Origin of the sequence: Pseudonocardia abyssalis (genome assembly GCF_019263705.2) — a bacterium.
GTDB classification, from domain to species: domain Bacteria; phylum Actinomycetota; class Actinomycetes; order Mycobacteriales; family Pseudonocardiaceae; genus Pseudonocardia; species Pseudonocardia abyssalis.
On record NZ_JADQDK010000001.1, the window covers coordinates 3649789 to 3673519 of the forward strand.

Here is a 23731-nt window from a genome sequence, read left to right on the forward strand (position 1 = left end):
GGGTTGGCCGGGTGACGGGCCGGGCACCCGGCTCGCATGCCCACCCCGCAGACCCCCGCCACGGGCGACCAGCCCCGCCGTCCCACCGTCGCCGACCACATCGTCGACCGGCTGGCCTCCTGGGGCGTCCGGCACTACTACGGCTACCCCGGCGACGGCATCAACGGCATGACCGCGGCCCTGCAGCGCCGCGGGGACACCCGGTTCGTGCAGGTGCGCCACGAGGAGACCGCGGGGTTCGCCGCGACCGCGCACGTCAAGTACGGCGGCGGGACGATCGGGGCCGCGCTGGTCACGTCGGGTCCGGGCGCGGTGCACCTGCTCAACGGCCTCTACGACGCGAAGCTCGACCACCAGCCGGTCGTCGCGCTCGTCGGCCAGACGGCGCTGACCGCACAGGGCGGCGGGTACTACCAGGAGGTCGACCTCCTCTCGCTCTACAAGGACGTCGCGGGCTTCCAGGCCCAGCTCGACGACCCCAGCCAGGTCCGCCACCTCGTCGACCGCGCCTGCCGCACCGCGCTCGCGCACCGCACCGTCGCCGTGCTCGTGCTGCCCAACGACGTCCAGGACCTCGACGCGGTGCTCGACCCGCCGCAGACCCACGCCCACTACGCCACCTCCAACGCCCCCAGCACCCGCTCGACGGTGCCGCCGGAGGCCGACCTGCGCGCCGCCGCCGAGCTGCTGCGCGGCGGGGAGAGGGTGGCGATGCTCGTCGGGCAGGGCGCGCTCGGCGCCGAGGCCGAGGTGGCCGCGATCGCCGCCCGGCTCGGCGCCGGGGTGGCCACCGCGCTGCTCGGGATGACCGTCGTCGACCAGCGCGAGCCGTGGGTCACCGGCGCACTCGGGCTGCTGGGCACCACCCCCAGCTCGTACCTGATGAAACACTGCGACCGGCTGCTGATCGTCGGCTCCAACACGCCCTACAGCGAGTTCTACCCGCCGGAGGGCCGCCCGGCCGTCCAGATCGACATCGACGGCGCACAGATGGGGATGCGGTACCCGACTCAGCTCAACCTCACCGGGGACGCCGCCCCGACGCTGCGTGCCCTCGACGCCCTGCTCGTCGACCACACCCCGCCGACGGCGTGGCGCGCGGACGTCGCGGAGCGGACCGCGTCGTGGCGCACGGGTCAGGTCCAGGTCGCGCACCAGGACGCCGAGCCGCTCAACCCGCAGCGGACGGTCACCGAGCTGGACGACCGGCTGCCCGCCGACGCGATGGTCGCGGTCGACTGCGGCACCGTGACGGCCTGGTACGCGCGGCACCTGCACGTGCGGCCCGGGATGCTGGCGTCGCTGTCGGGGACGCTGCTGTCGATGGGCGGGGCCATGCCGTACGGGATCGCCGCGAAGTTCGCGCATCCCGACCGCCCGCTGTTCGCGCTGATCGGCGACGGCGCGATGCAGATGAACGGCGTCAACGAGCTGATCACGGTGGCGAAGTACTGGCGCGAGTGGGCCGACCCCCGCTTCGCCGTGCTGGTGCTCAACAACCGCGACCTCGCGTTCGTCAGCTGGGAACAGCGGGCGAGCGAGGGCACGCCGAAGTTCGACGACAGCCAGGACGTGCCCGACGTCGACTACGCGGCGTGGGCGCGGAGCCTGGGGCTCGACGGGATCCGGATCGACGACCCGGCGCAGGTCGGGCCGGCGTGGGAGGCCGCGCTGGCCGCCGACCGGCCGTTCGTCATCGACGCGGTGGTCGACCCCGCCGAGCTGATGATCCCGCCGCAGTTCACCCGCGAGCAGGCGACCAACATGGCGACGTCGATCATCCGGGGCGACTCGGACTGGCGCGGGATCCTGCGCCGCGGCCTCCCGTCGGCGGTGGCGACACTGCTCCCGCACCGGTCCTAGGAGGCCGTCACCTGGTTCCGGAGCCCGGCCAGGCCGCGGCGTGGATGCCGCCTGTCGCCTCGGCCGGGCCGCGCTCCTCCTCGTCGGACCCGGCCCGGAACTCCGCCGCCGACTACGTGGCCCGCCTCGACCGCTGGCTCGCCGACCGCACCAGCGCGAGCGGCCTCGACGTCGCCGACGGCACGCCGCCGATGTTCCACCCCTGCACGCCGAGGGGCATGGAGCCGGCCGACCGGATCGTCGTCTCGCCGCCGGCGCAGTACTCCGCCGTGGACGGCATGCCCACCGACTGGCACCCCGTGCACCTCGGCGGGCGCGCGGTCGGCGGGGCCGGGCTCGCCATGACCGAGACGACGTGCACGTCCCCGGACGCGCGGATCACCCCCGGATGCCCCGGGATCGGGAACGACGAGCAGGCCGCCGCGTGGGCGCGCACCGTCGACTTCGTGCACGCGAACAGCGACGCGAAGATCGGGGTGCAGCTCGGGCACGCGGGCCGTGGGGGTTCCACGAAGGTCATGTGGCAGGGCGTCGACGACCCTCGACGAGGACGGCTGGGAGATCGTCGGCCCGTCGCCGGTCCCCCACCGGTCCGACGGCGCGGTCCCGCGGGAGATGACGCACGCCGACACGGCACAGGTGATCGACGACCGCGTCGCCGCCGCCCGACGCGCGGCGACCGTATCCCTCAGGAGACCGGCGTGCCGACCATGACCGTCGGCGCGATCGCGTCGGCCGAGGACGCGAACACGATCATCGCGGCCGGCCGCGCCGCCCTGTGCTGCCTGGCGCGTCCGCACCTGGTCGACCCGTACCGGACGCTCGACGCGGCGATCGAGCAGGACTACCGCGGTCACGTCCCCCCGAAGCGGTACCGGCCGGGACGGGGGGCCCGCCGCCGTGCGCAGGAACCGTAGCTACTGCAGCGCCAGGGTCCGGACGGCCTGGCGCGCGGCGGCCCCGCCGGCGTCGAGCGCGATCCGCATCGCGGTCGGCACGTCGAGGTCGTCGAGGAGGGCGGCCCGGACGGCCGCGACGTCGGCATCGGAGCCGCCCCCGGTGGCCGCGGCGCGGTAGAGGCGGTCGAGCCGCTCGGCGGCGACGTCGAGGTCCTTGGCCCGGTACTCCCAGTCGGCCGCCCACTCGCGGTCGAGCAGCAGCAGCCGCAGGGCCGCACCGGGACGGTGCGCGAGCAGGTCGCCGACGAGCACGAGGTTGCCGGTCGACTTCGCCATCTTCGCTCCGTCGACGTGCACGGTGCCGATCGGCATCCGGCGTCGCGCGTACGGCACGGCGCCGGTGGCCGCGGTGGCCAGTGCCACCTGGTAGGCGTGGTGCGGGAAGGCGAGGTCGGCGCCGCCGATCAGGACGTCGACGGTGCCGCCGAGCGTGGCGAGCGCCATCGCCGCGCACTCGGCGTGCCAGCCCGGCCGGCCGGGGCCCCAGGGGCTCGGCCAGGACGGGCCGGCGTCGTCGGCGGGCCACCAGACCGGCACGTCGAACGGGTCGTCGCGGCGCGGGTCGTCCGGGTCGTCGCCGTTGGCGCGGGCCAGCGCGAGCGCGGTGTCGGCGTCGAGCCCGGCCGCGGCGGGCACGCCGGATCCGCGGAACCACACCCCGCCGCCGCGCTCGTAGGCCGCGCCCGCCCCGAGCAGCGCCGCGGCGAGGGCGACGACGTGGCGGACGTGGTGGCGCGCGTGCGGCTCGTGGTCGGGCCGCCGGACGTGCAGCGCGGCGAGGTCCTGCTCGACGGTGAACTCCTGCGAGAGCCCGAACTCGTCGTAGGGCTTCCCGCGCTCCGCCGCCGCGCGGGTGAGCTCGTCGTCGATGTCGGTGACGTTGCGCGCGACGACCGTGTCGGTGCCCGTCATCCGCATCACGCGGGCGACCGTGTCGGCCCAGACGAACGTCGACGCGTGGCCGAGATGGGTGACGTCGTAGGGCGTGATGCCGCAGACGTACAGGCGGGCGGGGACGGTGAGCGGCACGGGGGCACCGCACAGCGTGAGGATCGGGTCGGGTGCGGTCACCTGCCCATCCTGGCAGGATCCGGGCGCCGACCGTTCGGCGACGGATACCACGTGCACGACGCACTGTGCGTAGTGCTCTGATCACCCGATCGATACCCTCCGACGATGCTCATCTGGGTGACGCTGGCCATCGGTATCGCCACCATCGCGCTCGGCTCGCTGGCCATGATGCGGGTCGACGAGCGCTGGCTCCCGGCGCACCTGCAGTGCTGCCGCTGCCTGCGCACCTGGCACGGCCGGGAGAAGATGTGCGAGCGCTGCGGTGGACGCGGGCACGACTACGACTGGCTCGCCGCCAGGTACGCGGGCTTCCCCACGCACGACTGGCAGGGCTACCTCGACACCGGACCCATCCCGGTCGTGCGGATCCCGGCCCAGCGCACGGTGGACGTGTTCGCCGAGCGGGAACCGTCCGCGTAGGTCGGTCAGGCGGCGAACCCCGGCACCTGCTCCTCCGCGATCCCGCGGGCGGCCACCGTGCAGTCGAGCTGCGCGAGGATCGCCACCCAGCCCGACAGCACGCGCAGCACCAGAACGTGCTCGGGCGGCAGGTTCAGGGCACGGCCGGTGCCCTGGAACGCGCGGTTGTTCGGGTTCGCGACCCGCGCTCCCTGCCGGGCCATCCACTCGCGGGTGAAGTGGAACTCCGGCTCCCGCAACGGGTCGGCGAGCGCGCCGACCCAGCGCAGGACGTCGGCGTCGGGGGCGTCCGGGGCGAGGAAGCCCTCGGCCACGAGCAGATCGGTGAGCGGGCCGCGCTCCCCGTCGGCGGTGAGCCGCAGCATCCGCACGAGCACGGGCGGGAGGCCGTCGGGCATCCGGGCGACCGCCCCGAAGTCGATCATCCCGAGGCGCCCGTCGTCGAGGACGAGGAAGTTGCCGGGGTGCGGGTCGGCGTGCAGCAGCCCCACCGTCGCGGGCGAGGCGAACATCGTCTCGACGATCGTGTGCGCGTGGCCGTCGCGGGCGGCCTGCTCGGATGCGTCGACGGCGGGCACGCCGATCAGGCGGCCCAGTGGTACGCCGTCGAGCCACTCCGAGACGAGCACCTTCGGGGCGGACGCGACGACGGCGGGGACGTGCAGCCCCGCGGTGTCGGCGTACGCGGCGGCGAACGCGCGCTGGTGGTCGGCCTCGGCGCGGTAGTCGGTCTCCTCCAACATGCGCTCGCGCAGCTCGCGGATCAGCGCGCGGGCGTCGAGGCCGGGGAGCAGGGAGCCGAACAGCCCCGCGAAGCGCTGGAGCTGGCGCAGGTCGGCGTCGAGCGCGACGTCGGCGCCCGGGTACTGCACCTTCACCGCGACAGCCCGCCCGTCGTGCCAGACCGCGCGGTGGACCTGACCGAGGCTGGCCGAGGCGACCGGCTCGTCGTCGAACTCCCGCAAGCGCTCACGCCACCCGGAGCCGAGCTGCTCGGCGAGCACGCGGTGCGCCTCGCGGGCGGGCATCGGCGGGCCCGCGGTCTGGAGCTTCGCGAGAGCGTCGTGGTAGGAGTCGGCGAACTCCGGCGGCACCATCGCGTCGTAGACGCTCAGGGCCTGACCCAGCTTCATCGCGCCGCCCTTGAGCTTCCCGAGCACGGCGAAGAGCTGCTCGGCGTTGCGCGCGGCCGTGGAGGCGGACACCTCGTCGGCGTCGGCGCCGGCCAGTGACCGGCCCCAGCCCGCGACGGCCCGCCCCGCGAACCCGAGCGGCAGCATCGCCAGCCGCGCCGACCGTGCGGCTCCGCTGCGGGGTATCGCATCGCCCATGTGGATCAGCCTAGGAGACCGGCGACGGGTCCCGGTCCGCGCACCGTCGCGCCGTCGGCGCATGTCGGGACATGCGCGGACGGTCGGGAGGTGCGCGGACCGGGACCGTTCACCGCGTCAGCGCAGGCCGAGCTCGGAGGCGCAGGCAGGCCACGCGCCCCAGCCCTGGCCGTCGAGCACGCGCTCGGCGACGGCGATCTGCTCGCTGCGGCTCGCGTTGTGCGCGCTGCCCTCACCGCCGTAGGCGCGCCAGGTGGACGGGGAGAACTGCAGGCCACCGGAGTAGCCGTTGCCGGTGTTGGTGCTCCAGTTCCCGCTGCTCTCGCACGCGGCGAGGGCGTCCCAGGTGGAGGCCGGTGCGGCGTTCGCGGTGCCGGCCATCAGCAGGGGGGCGGCCACGGCGGCGGTGCCGACGAGGGCCAGGCGGGCGGAGAAGGGCAGGGAAGAGCGGAACATGCGTGTGAATCCAGGATCCGAATCCCGCGTCACCCGGTGGCACCGGCCCCCGTCCCGCCTCGTGTGATCGAGGGACCGACGACCGCGGGACGGGGTGCGTGGTGACGCGGCGGTGTCGGCTCGTCCGTGCAACGCCCGGCCACCATCGTGGGCCGGACGGTCGCCGACGCTAAGCGCCACTCCCCCGCACCGGTCAAGGTCGGACACCGGTGACGAATCACACCATCGCCCCCACCTGGCGATCCGTGGTCCGTCACCCGGCCGGGGGTGACCCGGGCCACAGCTCAGGCGAGGCCCAGCATCCGCACCGCGTTGTCCTTCATGATCAGCGGGCGGACGTCGTCCTTGATGTCCAGCTTCGCGAAGTCGGCGATCCAGCGGTCCGGGGTGATGACCGGGAAGTCGGAGCCGAACAGCACCTTGTGCCTGAGCAACGAGTTGGCCGCGCGCACGAGCTGCGGCGGGAAGTACTTCGGCGACCAGCCGGACAGGTCGATGAAGACGTTCGACTTGTGCGTCGCCATCGAGATCGCCGCGTCCTGCCACGGCACGGACGGGTGGGCGAGGACGACCGTCAGCTCGGGGAAGTCGGCGGCGACGTCGTCGAGCAGCATCGGGTCCGACAGCCGCAGCTTGATCCCCCGCCCGCCCGGCAGGCCCGCGCCGATCCCGGTCTGCCCGGTGTGGAACAGCGCGGGCACCCCGGCCTCGGTGATCGCCTCGTAGAGCGGGTAGAACGCGGGGTCGTTCGGCGTGAAGTTCTGCAGGCTCGGGTGGAACTTGAACCCGCGGACGCCGTGCGCGTCCACCAGGGATCGGATCCGGCGCACCGACGCCGCCCCGCCGTGCGGGTCCACCGAGCCGAACGGGATGAGCACGTCGGGGTGTGCCGCGGCGGCGTCGGCGATCTCCTCGCTCGACAGGCTCGGGTGCCCGGTCGCCGTCGTCGCGTCGACGGTGAACACGACCGCGGCCATCCGGCGCTCGCGGTAGTGCCCGGCGATCGTCTCGACGGTGGGGGTGCGGTCCTGGTCGGCGCGGAAGTACGCCGCGGAGGCGTCCATCAGCTCCTGGTCGAGGGAGAGGCAGCCGTGGCCGTCCTGCTCGACGTGGACGTGGACGTCGATCGCGTCGATGGTCGCGAGGTCGATCACGGGGTCTCCTCCTTGAGGGCCAGCAGCGCGCGGACCACGGTGTCGCGGTGGCGCGCGAGGACGGCCGGGTCGACCCCGGCCAGCTCCTCGTCGACGCCGTCGATGATCTTCTTCTCGAGCTCGGGGGTCATGGTGGGGTGGCCCAGGTCGCGCCACCACGCCTCGGTCGGCGCGCCGAGGTGCTCCAGGATGTGCGCGATCCCGCCGGAACCTCCGGAGAGGTGCTGGTTGGCGAACGGGCCGAGCACGGCCCAGCGCAGGCCGGGGCCCTGCGAGATCGCGGTGTCGATGTCGGCGACCGAGGCCACCCCGCGGTCGACGAGCGAGTACGCCTCGCGCCACAACGCCGCCTGCAGCCGGTTGGCGATGTGGCCGGGCAGCTCCTGGCGCAGCCGGATCGGCTTCTTCCCGACGGAGACGTAGAACGCCATCGCCGCGTCCATCGCGGCCTCCGACGTGCGTCCCCCCGGCACGACCTCCACCAGCGGAACGAGGTGCGGCGGGTGGAACGGATGGCCGACGAGCACGCGCTCGGGGTGCCGGGTCGCCGCCCGCGCGATCGTGCTCGGCAGCATCCCGGACGAGCTGCTGGCGAGCACGACGTCCGGGCGGGCGGCCTCGTCGAGCCGAGCGAACAGCGTGTGCTTGACGTCCGCGCGCTCCGGGGCGTTCTCCTGCACGAAGTCGGCGGCCGCGGCGGCGTCCCCTGCGTCGGCGGTGAACGTGAGCCGGGCCGGGTCGGCGCCGATCTCGACGACACCCGCCCGGAGCCGCTCCTCCGCGCCGGGCGCGGGGTCGGACGCCACGACGTCGAGCCCGTGGTTCAGCAAGTGCGCCGCCCAGCTGACGCCGATCGCGCCGGTCCCGACCACGGCGACGGTGCTCATGACGCACCTGCGGCGCCTGTGCGCGGAGAAGCGCGCCCCGGCCCGCTCTTCCGGTCACGGGCGGCGAAGCCGCTGAAGGCGTCGAGGGAGGTCGGGTCGGCGAGCACGCCGCGGGCGGTGTCGTCGACCGGTGCGCCGAGCAGGATCCGCTTCACCGGCAGCTCCAGCTTCTTGCCGGTGCGGTTGCGCGGCACGAGCGGCACCGCGGTGATGCGGTCGGGCACGTGCCGTGGACTCAACGCGGTGCGGAGTTCGCGGGCGATCCGGGCCTCGTCGAGCTCCGCGCCGTCGGCGAGCTGGACGAACAGCAGCAGCTCCCCGTTGCCGCCCGCCGGGTCCTCCAGGTGCACGACCAGGCTGTCGACGATCCCGGGCAGCTCCTCGACCACGGCGTAGAACTCCGCGGTGCCCAGCCGGACGCCGCCGCGGTTGAGCGTGGCGTCCGAGCGTCCGGCGATCACGCAGCTCCCCGTCGCGGAGAACCGCACCCAGTCGCCGTGGCGCCACACGCCGGGGTAGACGTCGAAGTACGCGTCGCGGTAGCGGGAGCCGTCGGGATCACCCCAGAACCCCACAGGCATCGACGGCATCGGCTCGGTGATCACCAGCTCCCCCAGCTCCCCGACGACCGGCTTCCCGTCCTCGTCGAACGCGGCGGCGGCCACGCCGAGCGTCGGCCCGGCGATCTCCCCGGTCACGCACGCCTGCCACGGGCTGCCCTGCACGATCCCGGTGCAGACGTCGGTGCCGCCGCTGCCGACATTGAGCAGCACGCCGTCGAGGTGTTCGGCGACCCACCGGAACCCCTCCGGCGGCAGCGGGCTCCCGGCCGCGCCGAGCTGGCGCAGCCGCGGCAGCGCGGGCGGCACGTACCCCTCGGCGCGGCACGCCATGAGGAACCCGGGCGAGGCGCCCATCAGCGTCGCGCCGGTCTCCTGCGCGATCCGCCACTGCCAGCCGACGTCGGGGAAGACCGGGTTGCCGTCGACCAGCACGACCGATGCCCCGCAGAGCAGCCCGGACGCCAGCGCGTTCCACATCATCCAGGCGGTGGTGGAGAACCAGAGGATCCGGTCGCCGGGGCCGAGGTCCCAGCTGAACGCGTGGTTCTTCAGGTGCTCGACGGTGATGCCGCCGTGCCCGTGCACGATCGCCTTCGGTTTCCCCGTGGTGCCGGAGGAGAACAGGACGTAGAGCGGGTGGTCGAACGGGACGGGATCGAACGCGAGTGCTGCCGGCTCGGCCAGTAGCTCCTCCCACGTCGTGGTGTCCGGGAGGTCCCCCGCGCCGTAGGGCACCGCGACGACGTGCCGCAGCGTCGGCAGGCCCGCCCGCAGCGCCGCCACCTCGGCACGCCGGTCGACCGGCTTCGCGCCGTAGGTGTAGCCGGGGGCGGCGAGCAGGACGGTGGGCTCGATCTGGGCGAAGCGGTCGATCACGCTGCGCGCCCCGAACTCCGGCGCGCAGCTCGCCCAGACCGCGCCGAGGCTCGCCGCGGCGAGGAACGCGACGAGCGTCTCGGGGATGTTGGGCAGGTAGGCGACGACCCGGTCGCCGCGGCCCACCCCGAGCCGCGCCAACCCGGCGCGGGCCCGCGCGACCTGGTCGCGCAGCTCGTCCCAGGTCAGCTCGACGACGTCGCGGGTCTGGGAGTACGCGACGACGGCGACGCCGCCCGTCCCGCGCAGCGCGTGCGCGGCGTAGTTGAGCTCGGCGCCGGGGAACCACTGCGCCCCCGGCATCTCCCGGCGGCCGAGCACGGCGGTCGGCGGGGTCGTGAAGTCGACGTCGAGGTGCTCGACGACGGCCGACCAGAACCCGTCGAGGTCGGTGACCGACCAGCGGTGCAGGGCGGCGTAGTCGCCGATCCCCACCGATTCGGCGAACGCCTCGATGCGGCTCACTTCTCCACCTTCGGCCCGCGACCGGCCAGGAACTCCCGCATCCGGGTCTGCGCCTCGTCGCTGCTCGACGCCACCGCGGCCATCAGTGCCTCCATCAGGTAGCCCTGCTCGGGGTCGGCGTCGGCAATGCGGGGCAGGGCCTGCAGCACCGCGAAGTTCGTGACGGGCGAGTTGCCCGCGATCTTCTTCGCCAGGCCGAGGGCGTGGTCGAGGCCCTGCCCGTCGTCGACCCGGTACTGCGACAGCCCGAGCGCGTGCCCCTCGTCGGCGTCGAGGACGCGGCCGGTCAGCATCATGTCGGCCATCCGGTGCGCCCCGATCAGCTTCGGCACCCGGACCGACGCGCCGCCGCCGACGAACAACCCGCGGCTGCCCTCCGGCAGGGCGTAGAACGCGCTGGGCTCGGCGACCCGGATGTGCGCGGCGCAGGCCAGCTCCAGCCCGCCGCCGACGACCGCGCCCTTGAGCACCGCGACGACCGGCACGGCGCCGTGCTCGATGCGGGCGAAGGCACGGTGCCACATCCGGGAGTGCAGCAGTCCCTCGTAGGCGTCGCGCTCGGCGAGCTCGCCGAGGTCGAGGCCTGCGGAGAAGTGGTCGCCGTCGGCGTCGAGGACGACCGCGCGGACCCCCTCGGGCACCGCGGAGAAGTAGGCCTCCAGGCCCAGCACGGTGGCATCGTCGAGGGCGTTGCGCTTGGCGGCGCGGTGCAACCGGACGACGGCGACGGCGCCGTGGTCCTCGACCTGCACGGAGTCGGGGAGGTTCACGTGAGTCCTTCCGCGGTCGCCCGCAGCTCGGTGCGGCGGGGCTTGCCCGTCGCGTTGCGGGGCAGCTCCCCGGTGATCACGATGCGGCGCGGCACCTTGTACCGGGCCAGGTGTGCGGTCAGGTGCTCGCGCAGCGCGTCGGGATCGAGGTCGACGCCCTCGCCCGGCTGCACGAACCCGACGCCGGTCTCGCCCACCACCCCGTCGACGGCCAGCAGCACCGCCTCGACCTCCGCCGGGTACACGTTCTCGCCGCCGGAGATGGACATGTCCCTGACGCGGTCGACGACCGTGGCCCACCCGTCCGGCGCCACGGTCAGCACGTCGCCGGTGCGGAACCAGCCGTCGAGCGTGTCCTCCGGTCGCCCCCGGTACCCGGCGAACACGTCCGGCCCGCGGACGAGCAGCTCGGCGGGCCCGGCGTCGACGGGTACGACCTCGCCGTCGCGGACCATCGCCACGTCGGTGAAGAAGTGCGGCACGCCCACGGACACCGGGTGTGCCGTGGCCCCCTCGCGGGTGGCCATGAGCACGCCGGGGCTCGCCTCGGTCATCCCGTAGCCCTGCTGCAGCGTGTCCGTCGGGGTGGGTGCACGGCTCCGAGGTTAACAGGAAACCTGTTATTGTCGAGAGGTGCCGCCGTCCCTGCTCTACGTCGTGAAGCAGGTCGAGCTGGCCGTGCGGTCGCACCTCGACGAGCTGCTGCGCCCGCACGGCCTCACGACCTCGACCTACACCGCGCTCACCGTCCTGGAGCGCCGCGACGGCCTGACCACCGCCGACCTCGCCCGCACCTCGTTCGTCACACCGCAGGCCATGGCCGACATCGTCGCGGCACTGCAGGCCCGCGGGCACATCGTCCGCACGCCGGACCCGTCCCACGGCCGGCGGCTGCGCACCAGCCTCACCGCCGAGGGCCGAGCCCTGCTCGCCGCCCTCGCCGAGGAGGTGGGGGCACTGGAGGAGCGGATGCTGGCCGACCTCGACCCTGGCCAGCGCGCCGCCCTGCGCACCCACCTCAACGCGTGCCGGGAGGCCCTGACCTGACCGGCCGCGTGCACCGTCAGGATCTCCACCGCCACCTCCGCGGCCCGCGGCGCGAGCTCGTGATCTCGGTGATCATCGCCGTCCTCTGCGTCCTCGCCATCGGCTGCCTGGCGCTGGCGCCGGAGACGCACCGGCGCAGCCTGAGCTCGCCGGCTGCCCGCGTTCCGCCATCCTGATCACCGCCACCCGATCGGGCCGTGCAACCGGATCGCGGCCCGTTCCGTCCTGAGGGCATGAAGCGCGCCCTCCTGCTCCCCACCGCCGCCCTCGCCCTCGCCCTCGCCGGCTGCGCCGCCCCCGCCCAGCTGGGGTCGGCGGCCCCCGCCCCGTCGCCCGGTATCTCGGCGCGAGGTGTCGGCACCGTCAGCGGCACACCGGACACGCTCACCGTCGTGCTCGGCGTCGCCACGAACGCCCCGGCTGCGGCCGCGGCGCTGGAGGACAACAACACCCGCTCCGCCGCGCTGATCGAGGTACTGCGCGGCAGCGGGGTCGCGGAGGAGGACCTGCGCACGAGCGGGCTGTCGATCTACCCGAACTACTCCCCCGACGGCACCGTCACCGGGTACGAGGTGAGCAACGAGGTCACGGCGACGCTGCGCGACCTCGGCGGGGCCGGGGCCCTGATCGACGCGGCGGCGCAGGCGGCGGGGGACGCCGTGCGGGTGCAGGAGATCAGCTTCTCCATCGACGACGACTCCGAGCAGCGCGCGGCCGCCCGCGCCGACGCCGTGCGGCGGGCCGAGGCGCAGGTCGAGCAGATGGCGGAGGCGGCCGGGGTGTCACCGGGCGGGCTGCTGTCGATCACCGAGATCCCGACCGGGAACGCGCCGCAGCCCTACGCCGCCGACGCGCTCGCGCGACAGGAGGCGGCGGTGCCGCTGCTGCCGGGCAGCCAGGACGTCAGCGTGGTCGTGGAGGTCGTGCGCGCGGTCGGCTGACCGGCGACCGGACGGACCGGACGGACCGGACACCGGGCGCGGGCGGGGACACGGGAGAATCCGACGGATGAGCTCCCCCCGGCACGGGCCCCGCCACCGCGGCGACAGCACCACCCGCACCGGCCCGCACGCCGCGACCGGCGACCCGGACGCCCCCACCGGCCCGATCGAGATCGACCCCCGCCCCACCGGCCGACATAGAGGTGGCGGCGAGGACGACCCCGGCCACGGAGACCCGCCCACCGCACCCGACGGCGGCCACCCGGACACGGCGCACGCGGACGCAGAGCAGGCGGACGCACCCGGCCCCGCCGGCCCCGAGCACGTCCACCCCACCGACACCCCCACCCTCACCGGGCACGGGCACGGGCACGGGCACGGTCCGGCCCCCCACGCCGACCGCCGGGTGCGCATCGCGATCGCGGCGTTGCTGGTGCCCGCGGCCGTCGCGACCCTGGTCGGACTCGTCCTGCTGTTCCCGTTCGTGCGCGCCGAGGCCCTCGACGGGGCCGCGGCCCTGCCCCGCGTCACCGGCACCGTGGCGGCGACGGCGCAGAGCGACTGCTCCCCCGGCGAGGGCGACCGCGGCTGCGCGGCGCTGACGGTGCGGCTGACCGGGGGCGACGCGGCGGGCACCAGCATCGTCACCCTCGTGTCCGTCGTACGCGGGGTCTCCCCGTTCACCACCGGCGACGAGGTGACGCTCTCCGTCGACGGCGACATCGCGGACCCGGAGTCCTACCAGATCGTCGACTTCCAGCGCGAGGTCCCGTTGCTGGTGCTCGCGCTGCTGTTCGCGGCGGCGGTGATCGCGCTGGGGCGCTTCCGCGGGCTCGCCGCGCTCGGGTCGCTGGTGGTCACGGGCGTGGTGCTGGTCGGGTTCGTGCTGCCGGCGATCCTGGCCGGGCGCGACCCGTTGCTGGTCGCCGTCGTCGGGTGCACGGCGATCATGTTCTGCGCGCTGTACCTCACGCACGGCTTCTCCTCCCGCACCTCGACGGCGGTGCTCGGGACGTTCGGCAGCCTCGTCCTGATCGGGGTGCTGGGCGTCGCGTTCGCCGCGGCGTCCCGCCTGACCGGCGCCGACGAGGACACCGCGAGCCTGGCCAACACCCTCGGGACCGCGGTCGACGGGCGCGGGCTCGTCCTGGCCGGGCTGATGATCGGCGCCCTCGGTGCGCTCGACGACGTCACGGTCACCCAGACCAGCGCGGTGTGGGAGCTCCGCGCCGCCGACCCGGCCCTGCGACCGGCGGCCCTGTTCTCCGCGGCCATGCGGATCGGGCGCGACCACGTCGCGTCGGCCGTCAACACGCTCGTCCTCGCCTACGCGGGCGCCGCCCTGCCCCTGCTGCTGCTGTTCAGCGTCGCCGAGCGCGGCCTCGCCGACACCCTGACCAGCCAGGTCATCGCCACGGAGGTCGTCCGGACGCTGGTCGGCAGCATCGGGCTCGTGGCGGCGGTGCCGTTGACCACGGCGCTCGCCGTCGTCGTGAGCACGCGCGGGAGGATCGGACGATGAACGCCGCCCGGGCCGCCGTCGTCGACCTGTGCCGGGGGCTCGTCGACCGCGGCCTGGTGGTCGGGACCGCGGGCAACGTCTCGGTGCGCGACGGCGACCGGATCGCGGTGTCCCCGTCGGCCGTCGACTACGGGGAGATGACGCCGGAGATGGTCGGCGTGCACGCGCTCGACGGCACCCCGATCGACGCGCCGCTGCGCGCGACCTCCGAGCTCGCGCTGCACGTCCTCGTGCACACCCGCGACGGTGCGTGCGACGGCGAGGTCGTGCTGCACACCCACGCCCCCGCGTCGACCGCGCTCTCGACCGTCGTCGACGAGGTGCCGCTGACGCACTACTACTCCGCGTTCTTCGGCGGCGCGGTCCGTGTGGCGCCGTACGCGACCTTCGGCACGCCGGAGCTGGCCGCGCACGTCCACGCCGCGCTGGACGGCCGTAGCGCCGCGCTCATGGCGAACCACGGGGCGGTGCTCGTCGCCCCCGCGCTGGCCGGGGCACTGGACCGGGCCGCATACCTCGAGTACGTCTGCGACGTCGCCCTGCGCGCACTCGGCACCGGCCTGCCGCTGCGGACCCTCGACGCCGCGGAGATCGACCGTGTCCGCACCGCCCTCGGCGGCCACGGGCAGACCCCGCCCCGGACGTGACGGCTATGCTGGACGCGATGGGGGTACAACCGTGAGCGCACCGTCACCACCGCCCGACCAGGGTGGCCCCACGGTCCTGCGCATCGTGCTGGGCACCCAGCTGCGTCGGCTGCGCGAGGCCAACGGCATCACCCGCGAGCGGGCGGGCGACGCGATCCGCGCGTCCAGCGCGAAGATCAGCCGCCTGGAGCTGGGCCGCGTCGGCTGCAAGGAACGCGACGTACTCGACCTCCTGACCCTCTACGGCGTCACCGACGAGGCCGAGCGGGACGGGTACCGCGACCTCGCGACCCGCGCCAACGCCCGCGGCTGGTGGCAGCAGCACAGCGACGTCCTGCCCGGTTGGTTCGAGATGTACCTGCGGTTGGAGCAGGCCGCGAAGGTCATCCGCAGCTTCGAGCTCCAGTTCGTGCCGGGCCTGCTGCAGACCGAGGAGTACGCCCGCAGCGTGGTGCTGCTCGGGCACCGCGGCTCGCCGCCCGAGGACGTCGACCAGCGGGTGCAGCTGCGGATGGGGCGGCAGAAGATGCTGCTCGAGCCGGGTGCGCCGCAGCTGTGGGTCGTGATCGACGAGGCCGCGGTCAGCCGCCCCTACGGCACGCCCGCGGTGATGCGCGGCCAGCTTGAGCACCTGCTCGAGGCGAGCCGGTGGCCCAACGTCACCGTGCAGCTGCTGCCGTTCCGCGCGGGCAGCCACGCCGCCGCGGGCGGCCCGTTCTCGATCCTGCGCTTCGCCGAGTCCGACCTGCCCGACATCGTCTACCTCGAGCAGCTCAACAGCGCGGTCTACCTCGACAAGCGCTCCGACGTGGAGGACTACTCGGGGGTCTGGGAGCGGCTCGTCGTGCAGGCGCTCACGCCGCGCGACACCCGCACCGCCCTGGCCGGGCTGATCGAGAAGTTCTAGGCCTTGCGGCCGATGCCCGCCGCGTAGAGCGTGTGGGTGGGGCTGTCGGTCGGCGTCTGGTCGTCGGGCCGCCAGTCGTTGGCGTAGGTCAGGCCCGGCTCCACCAGCTCCAGCCCGTCGAAGAAGCGACGCTGCTCGGCCCAGGTGCGGAACCGGCCGGTGCCCAGGCCGCCCTCGAGGAAGGCCTTCTCCAGCGCCTTCGCGCGCGGCTCGTCGTCGTCGAGGAAGTTGCTCGCGAGCAGGTAGCTGCCCGGGCTGAGCCGCGCGGTGATCGCCGCGGCGACCGCGTACGGGTCCTCGTCGTCGGAGAGGTGGTGGAAGATGCTGGCCGCGAGCACCGCGAACGGCTGCGAGGTGTCGATCAGCTCGGCGACGGCGGGGTCGGCGAAGATCGCGTCGATGTCGCGGACGTCGCCGGTGATCACCGTGGTGGTGTCGTCGTCGTCGAGCAGCGCGCGGCCGTGGGCCAGCACGATCGGGTCGATGTCGACGTAGACGACGCGCACCGACGGGTCGGCCGCGTGCGCGATCTCGTGCACGTTGCCCGCGGTCGGCAGGCCCGAGCCGAGGTCGAGGATCTGCCGGATGCCGGCCTCGCGCACCAGCCAGGTGACGGCGCGGCGCAGGTGGTTGCGGTTGTCCTCGGCGAGGTTGCTGGTCTCGGGCACGGCGTTGAACAGCGCGGCGGACACCTGGCGGTCGATCTCGTAGTGGTCCTTGCCGCCGAGGACGTAGTCGTACACGCGGGCGATCGACGGGCGGGTCAGGTCGACGTCCGGGATCGCCGGCGCGTCGTCGAGACCTCTGTTGTCGCTCATCCGGCCGTCCCCCAGTCCGTTCCCCAGTGTGTCGCGCGCAGCCTATCGTCACCGTTTCGTCAGACACGCCGGGCGGGGCGCGCACGACCGCGGAGGAGGATGGGGGCGTGAGCACGACGACCACCCACCCGACACCCGTCGTCCCCCGCCGCACGGCCGCGGCGATCGGGGTGCTCGCCGTCGCCGCCGCGCTGGCCGCCGGGCACCTCGTCGCGGGTCTGGTCTCCCCCGCGTCGTCGCCGTTCCTGGCCGTCGGCAACGGGGCGATCGCCCTGGCGCCGCAGTGGCTCGTCGAGTTCGCGAAGTCCGCGTTCGGCGTCGCCGACAAGCCCGTGCTGCTCGCCGGGATGGCGGTCGTCCTGCTCGCGGCGGCGGTCGGCGTCGGGCTCGCGTCGCGCGAGCGGCCGCGGCCCGGCACCCGGGCGCTGACCGGGCTCGGGCTGCTCGGCTTCGCCGCCGTCGCACTGTCCCCCGCGTTCACCCCCGTCGACCTGCTCGCCCCCGCGGCGGCCGCGGGCGTCGGCGTCCTGGCGCTGCGCAGGCTGCACGCGCTCGCGCTCCCCGCGGCCCCCCGTGCGGGGACCGGGATGGACCGCCGCACGGTGCTGACCGGCACGTCGGCCCTCGTCGGGTTCGGCGCGCTCGCCGCGGGCGGGCTGGGTCAGCTCCTCGGCGGACGCCTCACCGGCTCGCGCGACGAGGTGACGGCGCGGCTGCGCGGACTGGCGCTGGCCGAGCGCGCCCCGGCCATCCCCGCGGGGGCCGCGTTCCCCGAGGTGGGCACGCCGACGTTCCTGACGGCCAACGCCGACTTCTACCGCATCGACACCGCGCTGCGGATCCCCACGCAGACCGCGGCGGACTGGTCGCTGCGCATCCACGGCATGGTCGACCGCGAGCTCACCCTGACCTTCGACGACCTGCTCGCCCGCCCGCTGCTGGAGCGCACGGTCACGATGATCTGCGTGTCCAACGAGGTGGGCGACGACTACATCTCCACCTCGAACTTCACCGGCGTCGACCTGCGGGAGATCCTGCTGGAGGCCGGCATCGCCCCCGGGGCCGACCAGGTGCTCTCCACCAGCAGCGACGGCCTGTGGACCGCGGGCACCCCCGTCGACGTGCTGCTCGAACCCGACCGCGGCGCGCTGCTCGCCGTCGGGATGAACGGCGAGGCCCTGCCGCCCGAGCACGGGTTCCCGGTGCGCATGGTCGTGCCCGGCCTCTACGGGTACGTGTCGGCGACGAAATGGGTCACCGACCTGGAGGTCACGACGTTCGACCGGAAGCAGGCGTACTGGCTGCAGCGGGGGTGGGGGCGGCTCGGGCCGGTGAAGACGCAGTCGCGCATCGACGTGCCGAAGGCCGCCGGCAGCACGCCGGCCGGGCGCGTCACCGTCGCCGGGATCGCGTGGGCCCAGCCGGTCGGGATCAGCCGCGTCGAGGTACGCCTCGACGACGGCCCGTGGACGCCTGCGGAGCTGGCCACCGAGGTCGGAGGCGACACGTGGCGGATGTGGCGGGCCGACGTCGTCGCCGCGGCGGGTGCGCACGTCGTGACCGTCCGGGCCACCGACGCGAACGGCGTGACGCAGACCGAGGAGCGCGCCCCGGTGCTCCCCGACGGCGCCACCGGCTACCACTCCGTGGTGTTCAGCGCGGTCTGAACGGGCCGGAACACCAGCTGCACGCAGCCGTCATCGTCGAACCGGCGGACCGACACCCGGTAGACGGGTTCGAGCACCTCGGGCCGCAGCACGTCGGCCGTCGGGCCGGTCGCGGCGACCCGGCCGTGGTCGAGCAGCACCAGCCGGTCGCAGTAACGGGCCGCCAGGTTCAGGTCGTGCAGCACGACGATCGTCGTGATCCCCAGCGCGGCGACGAGGCTGAGCACCTCGTGCTGGTAGCGGATGTCGAGGTGGTTGGTCGGCTCGTCGAGCAGCAGATGCCCGGCCTCCTGCGCGAGCGCCCTGGCGATCAGGACCCGCTGCTTCTCCCCGCCGGAGAGCAGCGAGAACCCCCGCTCCGCGTGCTCGCGCATCCCGACGCGGCGCAGTACGGCGGCCGCGACCGCGTGGTCGTCGCCCGTGAACGCCTGGAACGACGAGCGGTGCGGCGACCGCCCGAGCAGCACCATCTCCGCGACCGAGATCGGCAGCTCCGGCGGGCTCTCCTGCGCGACGACGGCGATCCGGCGCGCCAGCTCCCGGCCCGGCAGTGCCGCCACCGGTTCGCCGTCGAGCAGCACGGCCCCGGACCGCGGCCGCAGCGCGGTGTAGAGGATCCGCAGCAGGGTCGTCTTGCCGCTGCCGTTGGGCCCGATCAGCCCGAGCACCCCACCTGCGGCCGCGGCGATCCCCACGCCGTCGAGGACCGGGGTGCCGTCGTAGGCGAACGTCACGTCCGACGCGGTGATCATCGGGTTCCTCTCAGGCCGCGCGCAGGCGGCGGACGAGCACGAGCAGGAAGGGCGCTCCAACGACGGCGGTGACGATCCCCAGCGGCAGCTCCCGCGGGGAGAACGCCAGCCGCGCGACGACGTCGGCCCAGATCAGGAACGCCGCACCGATGAGCGCGGCGACGGGTAGGACCCGACGGTGCACGCCGCCGACGCACAGCCGGGCGACGTGCGGCACGACGAGCCCGACGAAGCCGATCCCGCCGGACACCGCGACCGCGGCACCGGTGCACAGCGCGACGGCGAGCAGGGCGACGAGCCGCAGGCGGGCCGGATCGGTGCCGAGTGCGCGGGCGGTGTCGTCGCCGACGGCGAGCGCGTCGAAGCGCCGCGACCAGACGAGCAGGAGCCCGAGCGTGACGACGGTGGTCGACGCGACGACCGTCACCGCGGCCCAGTCGGCCTGGGCGAGCGACCCGAGCAGCCAGAACAGCACCGCACGGGACCCCTCGGGGCTGTCCGAGGCGAAGATCATGAAGCTGGTGACGGCCTGCAGCACGTAACCCACCGCCACCCCGGCGAGCAGCAGACGCACCGAGGTGACCGCGCCCCCGAGCCCCGCGACGGCGAACACCAGCCCGATCGCGCCGAGCGCACCGAGGAACGCGCTGCCGGTCAGTGCGCCGCCACCCAGCGCGGAGCCGACGCCGAACAGGATCGTCGCCGCCGCCCCGGTCGACGCCCCCGCCGACACCCCGAGCAGGTACGGCTCGGCCAGCACGTTGCGGACCAGGGTCTGCAGCGCGACCCCGGCCATCGCGAGCGCCGCTCCGACGGCCGCCCCGAGCAACACCCGGGGCGCCCGGACCAGCCACACGATGCTGTCCTCGGCCGGGCCCCACGTGGCCTGTGCGGGGAACCCGAGCACGTGGTGCCCGAGGATCGCCGCGACCGTGCCCGGCGGGATCGACACCGGCCCGAACCCGACGGCGAGCGGGACCGTCAGGACCAGCACGACGCCGAGCCCGCCGGTCCACAGCGCGGTGTGCCACCGCCGGGCGGCCCGGCCGAGGTCGTCGACGACGGGGGCGGCCAGGACGTCCAGGGTCACGGGAGCGTGGCCAGCTGCGCGGTGAGCTCCTCGAGCCCGTCGACGGCCAGGGTGCCGTGCCCGGAGCGGAAGAAGTCGAGCACCAGGACGTCCCGGTTCACCACGGCGGGCAGCCCGGCCAGCTCCGGGCGGGACAGCACCGACTCGCGCACCTCCTGCTCGGTCGTGTCGCCGGGCTCGTGGAGGGCCAGCACGACGTCGGGCGCGGTGCCGATCAGGGCCTCGACGCTCGGCTCGAAGTAGCGCTCCGCCTCCGCGCCGAACACGTTGCCCAGGCCGACCAGCTCCAGCTGCTCGTGCACCATCCCCAGGTTCCCGTAGGCCCCGAGCGCACTGTCGGGACCGGACACGAACAACGCCACCGCGCTGCGCCCGTCGGGGGCCGCTGCGGAGCGCACCGCCTCGACCCGCGCGCGCAGGTCGTCGGCCACGGCGTCGGCGACCCCGGAGGTGCCCAGCGCGGTGCCGATCATCTCGACGTCGGTCGCGACCTCCTCCAGCGCGGACCCGGAACGCTGCGACTGGCCCGCGCCGAACCCGCCGCAGTAGCCCGCGACGATCAGCGTCGGGATGCCGAGCTCCGCCAGCTCCTCCGGCGAGGTGCCCTCCAGGCCGAACGTCACGACGAGGTCCGGGGTCTGCCCGAGGACGAACTCGCGGGAGATGTCGGTGGCGGTGCCGATCGGGGCCTGCGGCCGCGCGGCCAGCTCGGCCTCCGCGGCGCCGAGCGGCTCGCCCCGCAGCGGCGCGAATGTCGTGATCCGGTCGGCGCCCCCGGCGGCGGCGACGAGCGTGCCCGCCTCCCCGCCGATGACCATGACCCGCTCGGGAGGTGCGTCGAGGGTGACCTGGCGCCCGCAGTTCTCGACGGTGACGGCGGCCGCCGCGGGTGCGGGCGCGGCCGGGGCCCCGCAGGCGGCGAGTGCGAGGACGGCCAGCACGGCCGGTCCGAGTCGGTGGAACATCAGGTTTCCTTGTCGGTGTAGAGGTACAGCGCCGTTGGGTCGGCGCTGAACTGGGAGAACGGGAAGGGCTCCGCGGACACGGCGGAGACGCCGCCGCCGAGGAACGCGCGCGCGACGGCGCTGCCGGTCTGCGCGTAGACGATCAGCGGGACGCCCCGGTCGCGGCAGCGGGCCAGGATCGTGTCGAACGTGCCGTTGCCGAGCGTCATGCCGGTGGCGACCACGGCGTCGGCGACGTCGAGGACCTCCGCCATGTCGGAGGTGACCGGGTCGCCCCACCGGGTCGTGTGCAGGTTGAGGTCGCACGGCAGCGGCTCGGCGCCGCGCTCCCGGATCGCCGCGACGAGCGGGTCGACCACGCCGATCAGAGCGACGCGGGCGCCGGGCTCGACGTCGAGCAGGCTCGCGACGGCCGCGTCCCGGGCCCGTGCGCGGACCTCGGGCGGCCCGGCCCTCAGCGTCACGACAGTGGCCGAGGACTCCCGGTGCGGCGCGCCCGAGGCCAGGTAGGCGTCCAACGCGGCGAGCCGCAGCACCGGCGGCCCGTCGCGCAGCAGGTCGGCGACCGGTGCCCCCGAGGCGTCGGCGCAGATGCCGGGATCCACCTCGCCCGCCTCGAAGCCGCACGCCCCGAACGCCGGCCCGACCCGGACCAGCAGGTACTGGTTGCGATAGGTCGTCGTGCCACCGGCCAGGCGGGTCCCGTGGTGCACCCAGAAGACGCTGGTGGCGGTCACCTCCGCGGGCGGCGGCCCGTGGAGGCCGTCGAGGACCTGCTCGACGAGCTCACCCACCCCCTTCACGACGCGACCCGCGCGGGCTGCGCCACCGGCCGGGCCACCAGCGGCAGGGCCGACCACGGCGGCTCGAGGTCCTCGACACCGCCGACGACGCGCGGCGCGAGGCCGTCGACCGCCGGGACGTCCTCGTGCCCCGCGTACGCCGCGTCGACGTAGCGGTGGCCCGTGTCGGGGGCGAGGAACACGACCGTGCGCCCGGGGGCGAGCGCGCGCTCGTACCGCGCCACCAGGTGGGCCGCCCCCGACGAGAGGCCGGCGAACACGCCGCTGCGCCGCAGGAGATCGATCGCCCCCGCCCGCGCGTAGGGGAACGCCATCCAGTGCATGCGGTCGTAGAGGTCGTGGCGGACGTTGCGGAACTCGATCGAGCTCCCGATCCCCGCGATGATCATGTCGGGGTCGGCGGTGTGCTCCGCCCCGAACGTGACGCTGCCGAACGGCTGCAGGCCGACCAGCTCGACATCGCGCCCGGCCCGGCGCAGGTAGGTCGCGAGCGCGCCCGTCGATGCGCCGGTGCCGACCCCGCCGACGATCGTCAGCGGGCCCGTCGGCAGGTCGGCGCCGACCGTCTCGGCGACCTCGCGGTAACCGAGGTAGTGCACGCCGTCGTGGTACTGGCGCATCCAGTGGTAGCGCGGGTTGCGCAGCAGCAGCTCGCCGACACGGTGCACCCGCAGGTTCTGGTCGAGCTTGAGGTCGGTGGAGGACCGGACCTGCTCCAGCGTGGCGCCGAGGATCTCCAGCTGCAGGCGCAGCGTCCGGTCGATGGTCGTGGAGCCGACGATGTGGCAGCGCATCCCGTAGCGGTGGCACGCGAGGGCGAGAGCGTGGGCGTAGATGCCGCTGGAGCTGTCGACGAGCGTGTCGCCGCGGCGGACCAGGCCGGACTCGACGAGGTGGCGCACCGCCCCGAGCGCCGAGCGCACCTTCATGACCTCGAAGCGCAGGCAGACGACGCCGGGTTCGACCAGGATCGGGTCCGGATCGGCGATGGCGTCGGCGTAGTGGGCGTGGATCACCGGCTGTCCGGCCGACACAGCGCGAACAGGTAGGTCTGCACGTCGTCGCCGGGCCAGTCCTCGACGTGCACCACCTCGGCGTCGAACCCCGCGTCCAGGGCGGTCGCGACGACGTCGCGCAGCGGCGCGGTGTTCGAGACGATCAGGTACACGACGCCGCCGGGCGCGAGCAGGTCGCGCGCGACGAGCTGGCCGAAGAACCGCGCCGCGATGTCGCGCCCGACGCACAGGTTGCGCACGATGTCGGGGTCGTCGGACAGCGGCAGCTCGATCGCGGGCGGGTTGAACGTGACGACGTCGACCTGCACGCCGTCCGGGAAGCCCTCCCAGACGTCGGCGACGACCGGGTACAGCGGCGGACCGTCGGTCCCGACGATCCGCGCGTAGTGCCGGGCCGCGGTGCGGACGCTCTCCGGGTGGACGTCGAGGGCGTACACGGCGGACGCCCCGCGCACCCCGGCGACGACGGCCTCGACCCCGAGCCCGGCCCCCATCGCCGCGTACCGCAGGCCCGCGACGGGCAGCGTGCCGTCGAGCAGCCGGGCGTGCACCAGCCGGCTCGTCCCGCCGGGACGGAACACGCCGGGCGGCAGGTCGAAGTCCCAGCCGTTCCAGGTGTACGTGCGGTGGTCGTGGATCGCCCGACTCGGGTTGTTGATCGCGCGGATCTCCGCGGGCTGGAGCGTCTGCGGCAGCCGGTCGTGCAGCGCCCAGCTGGAGGCGCGGGTCGAGGTCATGCCC

General features: G+C 74.5%; 23 protein-coding genes and 1 pseudogene. 9 read left to right on the forward strand and 15 right to left on the reverse strand.

What is annotated here, in order from left to right:
• Positions 1-36: 36 nt before the first annotated feature.
• Together I4I81_RS17700 and I4I81_RS17705 are read left to right on the forward strand one after the other, a co-directional pair.
• Positions 37-1863, forward strand: coding sequence for a thiamine pyrophosphate-requiring protein (locus tag I4I81_RS17700; RefSeq protein WP_218616198.1), 1827 nt, complete (start codon positions 37-39; stop codon positions 1861-1863).
• Positions 1864-1907: 44 nt separating this feature from the next.
• Positions 1908-2780 carry an oxidoreductase gene (locus I4I81_RS17705; protein WP_218603729.1) on the forward strand — a complete coding sequence of 291 codons (873 nt, stop codon included), beginning with the start codon at positions 1908-1910 and terminating at the stop codon, positions 2778-2780.
• On the opposite strand, the gene I4I81_RS17710 is transcribed toward I4I81_RS17705, so the two are convergent.
• Positions 2781-3893 (reverse strand): cysteine--tRNA ligase, encoded by a 1113-nt coding sequence (locus I4I81_RS17710; RefSeq protein WP_226363431.1) that lies wholly within the window; start codon positions 3891-3893, stop codon positions 2781-2783.
• Positions 3894-3998: 105 nt separating this feature from the next.
• Between I4I81_RS17710 and I4I81_RS17715 the strand changes: the two genes are divergently transcribed.
• Positions 3999-4313: a hypothetical protein gene (locus I4I81_RS17715; RefSeq protein WP_218603730.1), complete on the forward strand. Its 315-nt coding sequence runs from the start codon at positions 3999-4001 to the stop codon at positions 4311-4313.
• Positions 4314-4318: 5 nt separating this feature from the next.
• Here the strand turns inward: I4I81_RS17715 and I4I81_RS17720 are convergent, their stop codons facing one another.
• From I4I81_RS17720 to I4I81_RS17750, 7 genes and pseudogenes are all read right to left on the reverse strand, one after another.
• The gene (locus I4I81_RS17720) at positions 4319-5644 is read right to left on the reverse strand and encodes an ABC1 kinase family protein (RefSeq protein ID WP_218603731.1); all 1326 of its coding nucleotides are present in this window, start codon (positions 5642-5644) and stop codon (positions 4319-4321) included.
• 126 nt (positions 5645-5770) lie between these two features.
• Positions 5771-6100, reverse strand: a pseudogene (locus tag I4I81_RS31340) (transglycosylase family protein); the annotation flags it as partial.
• 284 nt (positions 6101-6384) lie between these two features.
• A complete protein-coding gene (gene couO / locus I4I81_RS17730; protein ID WP_218603740.1) occupies positions 6385-7251 on the reverse strand; it encodes an amidohydrolase family protein in 867 nt (288 codons plus the stop codon).
• Complete coding sequence (locus tag I4I81_RS17735; protein WP_218603733.1) at positions 7251-8141, reverse strand: 3-hydroxyacyl-CoA dehydrogenase NAD-binding domain-containing protein; 891 nt, start codon at positions 8139-8141, stop codon at positions 7251-7253. Before I4I81_RS17735 ends, couO begins: the two co-directional genes overlap by 1 nt.
• Positions 8138-10045, reverse strand: coding sequence for an acetoacetate--CoA ligase (locus I4I81_RS17740; RefSeq protein WP_218603734.1), 1908 nt, complete (start codon positions 10043-10045; stop codon positions 8138-8140). The genes I4I81_RS17735 and I4I81_RS17740 overlap by 4 nt, the downstream gene beginning before the upstream one ends.
• Entirely contained in the window at positions 10042-10815 is a 774-nt protein-coding gene (locus tag I4I81_RS17745) for a crotonase/enoyl-CoA hydratase family protein (protein ID WP_218603735.1), read from the reverse strand. Before I4I81_RS17745 ends, I4I81_RS17740 begins: the two co-directional genes overlap by 4 nt.
• On the reverse strand, positions 10812-11387 hold the full coding sequence (locus I4I81_RS17750) for an AMP-binding protein (RefSeq protein ID WP_225925764.1): 576 nt from the start codon (positions 11385-11387) through the stop codon (positions 10812-10814). Before I4I81_RS17750 ends, I4I81_RS17745 begins: the two co-directional genes overlap by 4 nt.
• 61 nt (positions 11388-11448) lie before the next feature.
• On the opposite strand from I4I81_RS17750, the gene I4I81_RS17755 reads away from it, so the two are divergent.
• The 5 genes from I4I81_RS17755 (at position 11449) to I4I81_RS17775 (ending at position 15879) form a co-directional block, all read left to right on the forward strand.
• Positions 11449-11862: a MarR family winged helix-turn-helix transcriptional regulator gene (locus I4I81_RS17755; RefSeq protein ID WP_218603737.1), complete on the forward strand. Its 414-nt coding sequence runs from the start codon at positions 11449-11451 to the stop codon at positions 11860-11862.
• A 233-nt stretch (positions 11863-12095) separates the two neighbouring features.
• Entirely contained in the window at positions 12096-12803 is a 708-nt protein-coding gene (locus tag I4I81_RS17760; protein ID WP_218616199.1) for an SIMPL domain-containing protein, read from the forward strand.
• A gap of 67 nt (positions 12804-12870) precedes the next feature.
• Positions 12871-14325 (forward strand): YibE/F family protein, encoded by a 1455-nt coding sequence (locus tag I4I81_RS17765; RefSeq protein WP_218616200.1) that lies wholly within the window; start codon positions 12871-12873, stop codon positions 14323-14325.
• Positions 14322-14972 carry a class II aldolase/adducin family protein gene (locus I4I81_RS17770; protein WP_218604063.1) on the forward strand — a complete coding sequence of 217 codons (651 nt, stop codon included), beginning with the start codon at positions 14322-14324 and terminating at the stop codon, positions 14970-14972. The genes I4I81_RS17765 and I4I81_RS17770 overlap by 4 nt, the downstream gene beginning before the upstream one ends.
• A 31-nt stretch (positions 14973-15003) precedes the next feature.
• Positions 15004-15879 (forward strand): Sco1979 family transcriptional regulator, encoded by an 876-nt coding sequence (locus I4I81_RS17775; RefSeq protein ID WP_226363432.1) that lies wholly within the window; start codon positions 15004-15006, stop codon positions 15877-15879.
• Here the strand turns inward: I4I81_RS17775 and I4I81_RS17780 are convergent.
• Positions 15876-16697 (reverse strand): SAM-dependent methyltransferase, encoded by an 822-nt coding sequence (locus I4I81_RS17780; RefSeq protein WP_218604064.1) that lies wholly within the window; start codon positions 16695-16697, stop codon positions 15876-15878. The genes I4I81_RS17775 and I4I81_RS17780 overlap by 4 nt on opposite strands.
• A gap of 107 nt (positions 16698-16804) precedes the next feature.
• Here I4I81_RS17780 and I4I81_RS17785 point away from each other — a divergent pair, with 107 nt between their 5' ends.
• Positions 16805-18364 (forward strand): molybdopterin-dependent oxidoreductase, encoded by a 1560-nt coding sequence (locus I4I81_RS17785; protein ID WP_226363433.1) that lies wholly within the window; start codon positions 16805-16807, stop codon positions 18362-18364.
• Here I4I81_RS17785 and I4I81_RS17790 read toward each other — a convergent pair.
• Genes I4I81_RS17790 through I4I81_RS17815 form a run of 6 tightly spaced genes read right to left on the reverse strand, consistent with a single transcriptional unit; the run spans position 18334 to position 23727 of the window.
• Complete coding sequence (locus I4I81_RS17790) at positions 18334-19116, reverse strand: ABC transporter ATP-binding protein (RefSeq protein ID WP_218604065.1); 783 nt, start codon at positions 19114-19116, stop codon at positions 18334-18336. The two genes, I4I81_RS17785 and I4I81_RS17790, sit on opposite strands and share 31 nt — an antisense overlap.
• A gap of 10 nt (positions 19117-19126) precedes the next feature.
• On the reverse strand, positions 19127-20206 hold the full coding sequence (locus I4I81_RS17795) for a FecCD family ABC transporter permease (RefSeq protein WP_218604066.1): 1080 nt from the start codon (positions 20204-20206) through the stop codon (positions 19127-19129).
• Entirely contained in the window at positions 20203-21171 is a 969-nt protein-coding gene (locus I4I81_RS17800) for an ABC transporter substrate-binding protein (protein WP_218604067.1), read from the reverse strand. The genes I4I81_RS17795 and I4I81_RS17800 overlap by 4 nt, the downstream gene beginning before the upstream one ends.
• Positions 21171-21974: a Rossmann-like domain-containing protein gene (locus I4I81_RS17805; protein WP_218604068.1), complete on the reverse strand. Its 804-nt coding sequence runs from the start codon at positions 21972-21974 to the stop codon at positions 21171-21173. The genes I4I81_RS17800 and I4I81_RS17805 overlap by 1 nt, the downstream gene beginning before the upstream one ends.
• Positions 21971-22987 (reverse strand): pyridoxal-phosphate dependent enzyme, encoded by a 1017-nt coding sequence (locus tag I4I81_RS17810; protein WP_218604071.1) that lies wholly within the window; start codon positions 22985-22987, stop codon positions 21971-21973. Before I4I81_RS17810 ends, I4I81_RS17805 begins: the two co-directional genes overlap by 4 nt.
• On the reverse strand, positions 22987-23727 hold the full coding sequence (locus tag I4I81_RS17815; RefSeq protein WP_218604072.1) for a class I SAM-dependent methyltransferase: 741 nt from the start codon (positions 23725-23727) through the stop codon (positions 22987-22989). The genes I4I81_RS17810 and I4I81_RS17815 overlap by 1 nt, the downstream gene beginning before the upstream one ends.
• Between the last annotated feature and the right edge of the window lie 4 nt (positions 23728-23731).

Bases quoted from the DNA above. Each gene is read 5' to 3' on its own strand.
- I4I81_RS17735 (WP_218603733.1), bottom strand. From the start codon at position 8,141: ATGAGCACCGTCGCCGTGGTCGGGACCGGCGCGATCGGCGTCAGCTGG.
- I4I81_RS17780 (WP_218604064.1), bottom strand. From the start codon at position 16,697: ATGAGCGACAACAGAGGTCTCGACGACGCGCCGGCGATCCCGGACGTC.
- I4I81_RS17800 (WP_218604067.1), bottom strand. From the start codon at position 21,171: ATGTTCCACCGACTCGGACCGGCCGTGCTGGCCGTCCTCGCACTCGCC.
- I4I81_RS17770 (WP_218604063.1), top strand. From the start codon at position 14,322: ATGAACGCCGCCCGGGCCGCCGTCGTCGACCTGTGCCGGGGGCTCGTC.
- I4I81_RS17815 (WP_218604072.1), bottom strand. From the start codon at position 23,727: ATGACCTCGACCCGCGCCTCCAGCTGGGCGCTGCACGACCGGCTGCCG.
- I4I81_RS17715 (WP_218603730.1), top strand. From the start codon at position 3,999: ATGCTCATCTGGGTGACGCTGGCCATCGGTATCGCCACCATCGCGCTC.
- I4I81_RS17705 (WP_218603729.1), top strand. From the start codon at position 1,908: ATGCCGCCTGTCGCCTCGGCCGGGCCGCGCTCCTCCTCGTCGGACCCG.
- I4I81_RS17720 (WP_218603731.1), bottom strand. From the start codon at position 5,644: ATGGGCGATGCGATACCCCGCAGCGGAGCCGCACGGTCGGCGCGGCTG.
- I4I81_RS17790 (WP_218604065.1), bottom strand. From the start codon at position 19,116: ATGATCACCGCGTCGGACGTGACGTTCGCCTACGACGGCACCCCGGTC.
- I4I81_RS17765 (WP_218616200.1), top strand. From the start codon at position 12,871: ATGAGCTCCCCCCGGCACGGGCCCCGCCACCGCGGCGACAGCACCACC.
- I4I81_RS17700 (WP_218616198.1), top strand. From the start codon at position 37: ATGCCCACCCCGCAGACCCCCGCCACGGGCGACCAGCCCCGCCGTCCC.
- I4I81_RS17760 (WP_218616199.1), top strand. From the start codon at position 12,096: ATGAAGCGCGCCCTCCTGCTCCCCACCGCCGCCCTCGCCCTCGCCCTC.